This is a genomic window from Acinetobacter sp. SK-43 (assembly GCF_015351505.1).
GTDB lineage: Bacteria > Pseudomonadota > Gammaproteobacteria > Pseudomonadales > Moraxellaceae > Acinetobacter > Acinetobacter junii.
Genome location: NZ_JADKPY010000009.1, coordinates 43,733 through 54,460 on the forward strand (window position 1 = coordinate 43,733; position 10,728 = coordinate 54,460).

The 10,728-nt window shown below is 33.7% G+C and carries 9 protein-coding genes; 3 read left to right on the forward strand and 6 right to left on the reverse strand.

Annotated features, from left to right (window positions below; genetic code table 11):
- Positions 1 to 15 precede the first annotated feature (15 nt).
- Positions 16 to 909: a 4-hydroxy-tetrahydrodipicolinate synthase gene (dapA, locus tag IRT38_RS03385; protein ID WP_194596955.1), complete on the reverse strand. Its 894-nt coding sequence runs from the start codon at positions 907 to 909 to the stop codon at positions 16 to 18.
- Positions 910 to 1,198: 289 nt separating this feature from the next.
- Here dapA and pncA point away from each other — a divergent pair, with 289 nt between their 5' ends.
- The 3 genes from pncA to IRT38_RS03400 all read left to right on the forward strand — a co-directional run bounded on the left by pncA (position 1,199) and on the right by IRT38_RS03400 (position 3,226).
- On the forward strand, positions 1,199 to 1,831 hold the full coding sequence (pncA, locus tag IRT38_RS03390; RefSeq protein ID WP_004951129.1) for a bifunctional nicotinamidase/pyrazinamidase: 633 nt from the start codon (positions 1,199 to 1,201) through the stop codon (positions 1,829 to 1,831).
- 78 nt (positions 1,832 to 1,909) lie between these two features.
- Positions 1,910 to 2,374, forward strand: a complete 465-nt coding sequence (locus IRT38_RS03395; protein ID WP_004910252.1) for an Lrp/AsnC family transcriptional regulator — start codon at positions 1,910 to 1,912, stop codon at positions 2,372 to 2,374.
- A 213-nt stretch (positions 2,375 to 2,587) separates the two neighbouring features.
- Complete coding sequence (locus tag IRT38_RS03400) at positions 2,588 to 3,226, forward strand: YitT family protein (RefSeq protein ID WP_004910249.1); 639 nt, start codon at positions 2,588 to 2,590, stop codon at positions 3,224 to 3,226.
- Between the two features lie 212 nt (positions 3,227 to 3,438).
- Here IRT38_RS03400 and IRT38_RS03405 read toward each other — a convergent pair whose 3' ends face one another.
- The 5 genes from IRT38_RS03405 to IRT38_RS03425 form a co-directional block, all read right to left on the reverse strand.
- Positions 3,439 to 4,413, reverse strand: coding sequence for a hypothetical protein (locus tag IRT38_RS03405; protein ID WP_079378922.1), 975 nt, complete (start codon positions 4,411 to 4,413; stop codon positions 3,439 to 3,441).
- Complete coding sequence (locus IRT38_RS03410) at positions 4,410 to 6,464, reverse strand: hypothetical protein (RefSeq protein WP_194596956.1); 2,055 nt, start codon at positions 6,462 to 6,464, stop codon at positions 4,410 to 4,412. Before IRT38_RS03410 ends, IRT38_RS03405 begins: the two co-directional genes overlap by 4 nt.
- Complete coding sequence (locus tag IRT38_RS03415) at positions 6,436 to 7,398, reverse strand: hypothetical protein (RefSeq protein ID WP_409514086.1); 963 nt, start codon at positions 7,396 to 7,398, stop codon at positions 6,436 to 6,438. The genes IRT38_RS03410 and IRT38_RS03415 overlap by 29 nt, the downstream gene beginning before the upstream one ends.
- 86 nt (positions 7,399 to 7,484) lie before the next feature.
- Positions 7,485 to 8,897 carry a hypothetical protein gene (locus IRT38_RS03420; RefSeq protein ID WP_033523413.1) on the reverse strand — a complete coding sequence of 471 codons (1,413 nt, stop codon included), beginning with the start codon at positions 8,895 to 8,897 and terminating at the stop codon, positions 7,485 to 7,487.
- Between the two features lie 143 nt (positions 8,898 to 9,040).
- On the reverse strand, positions 9,041 to 10,636 hold the full coding sequence (locus IRT38_RS03425) for a Tn7-like element transposition protein TnsE (protein WP_194596958.1): 1,596 nt from the start codon (positions 10,634 to 10,636) through the stop codon (positions 9,041 to 9,043).
- Positions 10,637 to 10,728 lie beyond the last annotated feature (92 nt).

Below are 10,728 nucleotides of genomic sequence, written 5' to 3' on the forward strand. Positions count from 1 at the left end.
CATAAATTGCTCGTATTAAATTATTCCCGCAGCTTTTAGACTGTTACGGATAGGTTCACGATATTGTTCAGCGAGAGGGGTTAGCGGTAAACGAAGACCAGTGCTGATATAACCCATCTCATGCAAAGCCCATTTCACAGGAATTGGGTTTGATTCGCAAAACAAAATATTGTGTAGATTTGCAATTTGTTGATTTAAACGTTGAGCTTTTTCTTTGTCGCCAGCTAAAGCAGCTTCACAGACGTCACTCATTTGCTTTGGTGCAACATTCGCAGTTACAGAGATGTTGCCTTTAGCACCTAGTAGCATCAGTTCCCAAGCAGTTTCATCATCGCCTGAGTAAACAGCCATTTTACCAGCTAAACCTTCGATGAGAGCTTGTCCGCGTGGAACATCGCCTGTTGCATCTTTGATACCAATAATATTTTTCACATCTGCAAGACGAATAACAGTTTCATTTTGCATATCCACGCCCGTACGACCTGGAACATTATAAAGAATTTGTGGAATATCAACGGCCTCAGCGATAGCTTTATAGTGTTGGTATAAGCCTTCCTGAGTTGGTTTATTATAATATGGCGTTACAAGTAATGCTGCATCTGCGCCTAATGCTTTCGCAGCTTTGGTCAGCTCAATCGCTTCGCGTGTTGAGTTTGCACCTGTACCCGCAATAATCGGAATGCGTTTGTTTGCAACACGAATCACCTCTTTAATGACCTGAGTATGTTCTTCCATACTAAGGGTCGATGCTTCGCCTGTTGTGCCGACCGCAACGATACTGTGAGTACCTTGTTGGATGTGCCACTCAACAAGCTTCTCAAGACTCTTCCAATCTACGCTGCCATCTTCATACATAGGGGTGACGATTGCGACAATTGAGCCTTGAATATTCTGTGCTAGCTGAGTCATTTTGAAAAAATATCCTATTTTCCCATCCGAGATTGAAGTATTTGAAACGAAATATTGGATGGTTGCAGTATTTTGATTCGTCACTCAATCAATATGGTGAGTTGAATGACAATTATGCAAATTATGACTGATCAGCGACATAAGAACAATATGCTTTAGTTAAACTGTGGAAAACTTTAATCGATCTTTGTATTGAATTCTTTTCATTTGCTGAAAAAGTTAAACATGACTAGTCATAGAACAAGCAGCAGCGTATTTTAAAATGATGGAATTTAAATAGGGTGATCAAATGCTCAAGCAAGTAAAACAAAGTGTTTTAATTGTAGTGGATGTGCAAAATGGTTTCACGCCAGGAGGAAATTTAGCGGTGGCAAACGCCGATGAAATTATTCCGAAGATTAATCAACTTGCACAAAAATTTGAGCATATTGTGCTAACGCAGGACTGGCACCCTGACCAACATATTTCTTTTGCAGATAATCATCCCAATAAAAAGCCCTTTGAGACCATCGAATTGGATTATGGTCGCCAAGTATTATGGCCTAAACATTGTGTTCAAGGGACGCATGATGCTGAATTTCATCCCCATTTAAATATCCCGACAGCCCAACTGATTATTCGAAAAGGTTGCCATCAAAATATTGATAGTTATTCAGCTTTTATGGAAGCAGATCGTAAGACACCAACTGGATTGAATGGATATTTGAGAGAACATCAGATTAATACTGTGTATATCGTTGGGATTGCTACAGATTTTTGTGTTGCTTGGACTGCGATTGATGCTGCTGAACTGGGTTTTGATACTTATGTGATAGAAGATGCCTGCAAGGCAATTGATTTAAACGGCTCTTTGCAACAAGCATGGCAAGATATGTCGCAAAAGGGCGTGCATCGCATCGAAGCCTCCAGTATTTTGCTTTAAACTTGTGGTTTATATCCCAAAAAAGCTACACTTTATTGAGTGATGCTTTGTATTTACCCAGATTTATTTGAGAGTTGTATGATTGACGAATTAGATGATTTTGATAAAAAAATTATTCATCATTTACAACTCAATGGTCGTTTAGCTAATCAAGAATTGGCTGAGCTGGTGGGGCTTTCGACCTCGCAATGTTCTCGTCGACGAATCCATTTAGAACAGACCAAAGTGATTACAGGATATTATGCTCAGGTGGCTCTGAGTGCAGATCCCACACCAATTATGGGAATTATTGAAGTTAAATTGCAGAATTATAATGATGCGACTCATGATCGCTTTGTCGACTTTCTCTTAAGAGAACCTGCGGTTAAAGATATTCATAAACTTACAGGCAGTTATGACTTCGCCCTTAAAGTCGCTGTTAAAAGCTTAGATGAAATGGTAAAACTGATTGGGATCTTGTCCTCAAGTGATTTTGGTGTAAGTAACTTAAATACCTCAATTGTTTTAGAAAAATTAAAAGAAAATGGCATCGCGATGAAATAAAAAAATTTGATCTATGACGCTAAAAGCTGATTAGTCAAATTGCTGTATATTCATATCTGATTGATCATTCGAAATCCGTTATTGTGAATATAAATTGCATTTATGGTAAAAATATAAGAAAAAATTGCGAAAATTAAATAAAAATGATCAAATATGTCATATCTTTTCTAAAGATCTCTCCCTTCTGTTGTTCTCCTATTGAGTTATACCATTATGAATACCGATCAAAATGTATCTTTGGTAAGTCCAGTCATGTCTGCAATAGATCAGCATTCTAAGATTGAGGATGCCTTGGCCATGTTAATCGGTACTTTCATCTTATCTTTTGCAATGACGCTATTGCAGCAAGCGGGCATTATGACAGGTGGTACAGCGGGTCTATCCTTACTCATCCACTATGTGACCGATATTAAATTCGGGGTACTCTTTTTCCTGATTAATATTCCATTTTATTATTTTGCTTATAAAAAGATGGGTATGGGATTGGTGGTCAAAACCTTCATTGCTGTTGCTTTGCTGGCTAGCTTTACAGAGACCATTCCACATTTTTTTCAGTTGTCTGATGTCAATCCGATTTATGCAACTATCTTTGCAAATGTGTTGATGGGAGTCAGTTTTTTGATCTTATTTCGACATCGTTCGAGTTTAGGTGGAATTAACTTGTTGGTTTTATATCTGCAAGAGAGATTTAAAATTCCTGCTGGAAAAGTACAGATGGGCATCGATGTTGCAATTTTACTGGCATCCTTATTTTATGTGGATTGGAAGTTAATTCTATTTTCAATTTTGGGTGCGGTAATTTTAAATTTAATTATTTTATTGAATCATAAAACCAGTCGTTATATTGCTTAATACGATTAAAAGTTTCTAAAAAGAAATGGAAGAAAGGCGATGTGGTTGAGTAATAAAGTATCATCCTAAAATCAATACAAGTTATTGATTTTAGGCTTTTAGCAAGATTCTTGAGAAAAATAAAGTTTCATCCCATATTATAAATTCTTCTCGTATTTCAAAAAGTAGAAGTAATAAAGTTTCATCCTTTAATATTTGCTATACGATAGTACCTACATCTCTAAAGTGTATTGCCATACTCGCCGCAATCCAACACTTGTTTCTCTTTTATATGATATACACATGGGTAAGATAATATTTATCATTCCATTCTGGCTTTGATGTTGTCCCTCTTTCCACCAATAATAAGCATGACCAATTACCTGTGCTTTCGTCGAGAGAGGACAAAGATAAATATTATGTTTTAAATTTTGTTCTCTGTGATGAATTATAGCTACAATCCTTTGAATTTGCTTAGCTGTTGAAAATGGATCATTTGCTGGTGCAAAGAATTTCCGAGTAGTTAAATCGTTCTCCTTTATTGGTATAATATTACTCGATCTAAAAGCACTCTGTTGAAACATATCAGCACTTAAAGAGGGAAAACCATACAAAGGATAAAAAGTGGCACTTTCATAATCATTAACAACTTGTGACATTAAATCATGATCAAAACCAATAGACATTATTAATGAGTCTTTAGCATTTGTTGTGATTGTAATAGCAGTTCCATCTAAAGCTTTGACTTTAAGAGCCGAGATACTGAAGTGAGTATTTTCGTTCTCAATATATTGTATTGGTTCAGAATAAAGTACACTAATTTTTTTACATCCCAGATACCCTAGAGTAATTATTAATAGAGCTAAAACATTTCTCATAAAGCCTGTACTATCAATACAAATTTTAGTGTTTTCTATATCTGTAATATTTATCGAGGATATTAAAGAGCTAACTTGATCTTGTTCACCAAATTCTATAGGTTTAATTATGCTTGTTGCATGAACTTCTGTTAGTTCTTCATCTGAAAATTGGTATTCTGGATGGATTAGCCAATATTTTTGGGTGCTATTAATTTTGTCAAAAACTTCTTTTACTCTATCACTAGCATTGAATGCAGATATAAAGATATCGAAAGGAGTCGAGTTAATAGGATTATTTTCTACTGGTAGTGATTCCCGATAGAAAATATCGTAATCAATAATACTCAAAATGGTAACTTCCCTTGTTCTGGTAACTTAGCAGTAGATCCAACATTTTGTTTAAGGTTCGTATCTAATTGATCTATATGTATAGAATTCCATTTCCGTTTAACTCTGTTCAGATGTTCATCAAAGCTTGTATTTTCAGGATCAAAAATAGCATTTAGAATATCAGCATTTAGAGTTAGATCTCCACGATATACTACAGGCAAATTCCATAAAGGTGATAGCATCGGGTTGAGTTTAATAAGTTTGTGTAATTGTTTTGAGTTCCTATCTGATCTTGGATCAGGCATTTCTTGGATTAAAGAGAATTCTACAGCAAGATTGTAGACTTCTTTTGCTTCTCTATTTAAATCTTCATCTTTAAAGCTTGCTGCAAGAGGAGAGCTCTCAGGGATATTTAATGCATATCTTGCTGTAGCTAAATAGGCAGCGAATTTAAACATTGCTTTTTTTGCCTTGTCACTTAAAGAACCATAATTAGAATCCTCTTCAGCAAAATATTTAGCAGCTTGATTAATTGCTTTTGTTTGAGTCTCAATATCGATACTCTCTTGAGAATAAAAACTTTTTCCTTCAAAAGACAACAACTCATATATCTTATTTAAGATATTTAATACATTTCTTGGATTTCCAGATGACATTTTGAAAATTGTTTCAAAACCTGCATATGGGATATTTGTCTTATATCTAGCATCCAAGCATATCTGTGCAAATAGATCATACTTATAGTGATTGAATGAAGTTGCATATTTCCCAGTTCGGCGTTGTTCTTTTTCTCTATATATTAAGCTTTCAGAATGAATCTGTTGGGCTATTTCTAAGAAATTAGTACTATTTTTACGTTCTTTGCAAAATCTTAAAATATTAAGTTTTTTTAGGATAAGCTCATCTATATCATCACAAAGTACAGAAAAAGTGGAATCAGCATATTGACGAAAATCACTAGGAAAACTTCTAATAAAATTTTCTTTTGTTAATTTTAGAATTTTATTAATAGGAAGATCCAAAGTACGTATTGCTTCTTGTAATAGGTCACTTGTATCTAATGAATCAAATAATTGATTGGCATTAATCTTGACATGTATATTTGGATTATTATAAAGACGATTGACTATAAAATTATTTATAAAGTGTTTAGTATCTTGACTCATAAGTATTTCATCTAAATTTATCTTTAGAAATTCATGACCACTTAGATTACTCTCATTTACACCAGTAATTGTGTTGGTTCTAACCCCATTAGGTCTAGTTGCAATTCTAAAAGATACAAATGAATTAGCCATTCTTACAAAATCATTAAATATACTTTGATAATTACTTTCTAAATTTTCAAATTCATCAATAAGGAAAACTAAAGGAAAGTTGGTTAAAGCATTTGACCATATATTTATTGCAGGCTTAATAAAGCTAAATAAGTTATTTATCAATAATATTGACTCAAAAAGCTCAACTTTTTTAATAAAAATAAATTTATTCAAGTTTCTATCAATTAGAACTCTATGTTCAAAAATCCATACTCGTAAACTATCAAGATCTTGTATTAAGTTTAAAGAATCATGACCAATATTTCTACGAATTTCGGCTAGAAAATCTTCGTCATTATAAGCTAAATCAGTCGTAGTATTTTTAATATCAATTAAACATTCGACCACTGCTTCAAACAAAGTTAATTCTACATATGCTTGAAAGATTATTTGTTTCAAGTTTTCAGGTAAAGAATCAAATTTAGAAGCCCCAAAGTGATTACATCTATAAAAAATAGTAAGTGCACCCAGCTGCTCTAAGACTTCTACACCCGTTAATTTATCCTGCCGTTGTCTAGCAACAAGATATGAATAATATCTAAGAATATGAGTTTTACCAGACCCCTTTCCTCCGAAAATATATTTTGGTGTTGCACCTGATAAATCTAAAATAGAGGACTTAATATCATACTCAAAATCAACCCATAAGTGATTTATTTGTTCATCCGTGTATTCCGCTGCGCGAAGAGAACCAAAAGGATTTACAGAATTCATAATTGCCTCAAGCATATATTTTGCTATATCTAGCAAAAACTGGTGTCCAATAAACTGGGTGTTTTGCCCAGAATATTGGCAAAGTATTGTCAGGGGTGTTATATGAAAATCCAATCATCAATTGACAATTTTTATAGCCTAATTTATGTGGCTCCTCAAAGCCTAAATATGTTGAATAGACCTGACAGAATTTTTTAAGTTTTCTACGACTAGGTTTTCTCACTGACTTAAAATTCCTAGATTTTTTACTGAATACCTTATAGGAATCATCTAAATGAAATAAGCAATGAGCATTCCCATTGAACATTTCAACGGTATTTAGGGCTTCTAGTCCAGCAGTTGTAGCAAAAAGACACATAAATTGGAGCTTGATTGAAGGATTAGTAGCTCGAATTTGTATCAAACGATCTTTTAAATAGCCTGTTATTTGGGTACCTGATGCAACTAAATCGTCAAAAAAAATATACCTATTAATTAAAGTTGATTGTGGATGGAGTTCATTTGAAATTTGATCCTTATAAAATGCTCCATAGAAGTCAGAAAACCTTTCTTTTGATAAATTATTCATTTGTCTGAAAAAATAAAGCAAATGTGCTCCGCTCTCAGAGGGATTCCCAGCACCAATAAAGAGAGTTTTGTTGATCTCTTGAATTAATAAACTGTTGATCAAATTAATATCAGTGGTATCGCCATTTGCTTTACGTATTTCTTGTTTTAAAGGAATAATAAATTGCTCTTCATAGCAAGCCTTAAGCATTTCTCTAATAGTTGAATTACCAAAATAGATAAAGTGTGTAAGCAAATGCAGGGCTAATAGGTATTCTTCCTCTTTTGGAAAACAGCGACCAGTAAAATTACTAAGCCATTGTTCTATTTCTGGCCATTTCTTATCATAATCCCAAGCATGAGAGCTAAGTTTCATGAGCTGGTTTTTATAGGCTTCTAATTTAGGTTGAAAGTCAGGTCTCAACATATCTTCCTTTAAAAAATTAAAATATCCATAGTTTGCTGCAAGCTGATTACATACAATAAGTAATACTCATGGAATACACTCTTCTATTTTTCAAAAACTAGAACCGTTTCACGAGAAATTACAGATGCTGTTCGATTCCGTTTAGTCATTAAACCTCTTGATTTAATGTCATCAATTAAAATTAATTTAAGTTTTAGATGATGTTTTTGGAAACATTCAATGATAAATCTATCATTTCTTAGTGTTTCACCACAAACTTGATTATTACCTAGTACAAATATAACACGCCCATTAGGTGCTGTCACTCGGGCAATTTCATCAACAACTTGAGACATTTCAATTAGATACTTTTGAGTAATCCTAGCTCTCAGTTCATTTTTATGAGCAATTTTTTTAAGGAGCTGAACATAATCTTCAGGCAGATTACTTTCTTCTAAATGTAAAGGTGTCTTTCTTAGATGTTCTCTCCCAATTGATTTTTCTTCTAAAGAGCGAAGTTCTTTGGGAGAGGCAAGTTCTAACCAGTTTAGAGACAGACTAGATGCTCTGACATACTTTTGTGCACTTCCATAAGGTGGAGATGTAATGACTAAAGGGACAGAATTATCTGGCATTGGTATTGAATCATTAAGATTGGTAAATAATGATCTTGCATCAATACCAACTTGTTTAGCAGTGGAACGATTTGGATATTTATTATTTGTTTCTATTACTCGCTCAATGTTAGCATCCACAATAATATTAAATTCTTGAATAATATTAGCACTTTTAATCCAATCCAACCTTTTATTAATTCGTGCATTTATTGTAGGGGAAAACTTCTCTTTAGTTTTTAGGCGAACTGGAACACTAATCGCAGGATCAGCGAAACTAACTTTTTTAGTAAGAGAAGAGAAACAAATTTTAAAAAAAGCTTTTTCTTCCTGATCTACTATTTCTTCAATAGTTCTTAATAAAATTTCTAACTGTTTTTTATGTTCTGGTAGATACCATAAATCAGGATTTACTATGTCTATTGTAGGTGCGACCTTATACCTTATATATTTATAAGATATTTTTTCCTTAATTCTTATCAATTTCTCTATACAATAGGGAGTGGTTTTTACTTTTGTCAATAAGAGTGCTAAAGGATTTGCATCAGCAACTAGAGGTAAAAATCCATGTATAGAGGCTTCCAGAGCTACAGTTCCTGACCCACAAAAAGGATCAAGTACCAATTTTTGTGTAAGATTTTTATGAGCTTTAAGAAAAAAATATGCAATATGAGGTAATAGCTTCGCTGGGTATGGGTGAATTTGATGAGTTAATTGATCGCCTGCTCGTAACCAATGAATCAGTTTTCTAAAATCAATGTCTATAGGAGTTTGATTTTTATGATACTCATCCATCATTTGACATAAGGTTTCTTGTAGGTATTGATCTAATAAGTCTTCCTTTTTTGTGGAATCTAGTGCATAACTACTTAAAGCCATGAGATTTGAATTGAGATCGCCCATTATGCAAAATTGAATTCCATGAAAATTAAGGAAAATTAGAAAACTAAGAGCAGCTTAAATTAATAAAAGATTTTCATCAAGCTTAATCCTTAAAAAAGGATAATACCCCTGTAAAGATATGCCCTAATTTGAGTCAGAAATCATTAGGATAAGGACAGTAAAGCATCTTCTAGTCGTCTCCCCCAATTTTTAAACTCCTCATCAGACTCAGTCATTTCGGCTAGATTTCGTGGGTGATTAAAGGTTTTCCTTATCCCTATATCTTGTAAAGACTTGGCTGTTGGCCAACGCAATGAGCGTTTAACGACTTGTTTCCGAAAAGTTGGAAAATGTGCGTTCCAGATATCTGTATCTGAGATTTTGAGAATCAGTGTAGAAAGAGGCTTTAGATTATCACTGGTATCTATTTCCAGAATGACAAATTTTTTGCCTTGAAAACTAAGTTGGACTTCAATAATACACCTCGGATTACCATCATGGGTTCTATGTAGCTTGGAACGATTGACCGCAGGCAGCTTATGTACATGAATGATGGGCTGAATACGATGTTGTGATGCAAATTGTTCAACCATGACTTTGAATGCTTCAAATCTTTTCATGAAAAATGCAAGGTCATCACTATCATCATGGACATTCTCAAATTCTCCACGGCCAATTTCACCAAAGATCGTGGCTTCACCTGTACTCACACTATGATCAGGTAGAATTTCAACATCATTATGATTCGGTATACCTTTCTTACCTGAACGTTTAAGTGTTGCCTTTTTTGTTTCATAAGGACTGGCAAGGGACATAGTGATTTTTGGAGATTCAATTTGGGTAATTTTCCGATCACTATCCGCTTCTTTTTCATCATCAATGGTTGGATCATCGTTGGAGGTATTACGTCCTCCAGAGTTTCCACCTGTTTTTTCATAACTATTTTTTACGGTAAATTTTGGACTACAAAAAATCACTTCATTAGAAATATCAGTCGGTAAATTAGCAATCCCAATGATTTCATTCACATAATATTGTTGGCTTTTTTCACTGAAGTAAACTTTCATTGTAATTTCAGCCCCTATTAGTGAGGGCGGTGCAAAATTGAAATTCCAAAAGGTTTGTGTTTTAGTTTTAACTTGCTCAATCGAAAAATGTTTGGAGATACTTTCATAGGACGCTCGTGCCTCAGTATCAAGTAATATCCATGACAGTAGGCGACGCATACCAACACTATCATATTGATTGGGGGGAAAGCGGCAAAATTCATGAACGTGAATAATGGTTTGATGTTCTTCTGGGACAATATAATATTCTGTTGTTAGCTTTCTTTGATCTAAAGCTGCCTTAGATAAATAAGCATTATGGAAAAACAAAACTCGTGCCAGTTCTATGTGTGGTAAATGGATTTGAATATCCTTATATGTACCTTTTAAGTCGCTCACAATGTAGCTAAATATGTACTGTCCTGATTTATTTGTTGTTATTTTCCAATTGTTAAAATCATCAATTTGAATGGTGATGATCGATTCATTGTAGGAGGGGATTTCTTTGGTTTGATTAAATCTTCTATTTTTTGCTAATAGTGGCATGTTGGAAAAACGAGCATGTTTTACCATATATTTTTCATAATCTGGTAAATGGGTATAGTGATTTTCTAAACCAATATGAATATTCCATTCACTATTTTTATGATCCTTAAAAATAGAGCCGAGAAAGGTAATTCGGGCATTTTCTGGAAAGTTTCTAATCTTTATCATATTGCATCCCTATTATTGATTTACTTAAATTGTATTGTCAGAAATAATGGAACTATGCCCTACAAGAACACTATTGCCAGATTCTTTAAGAG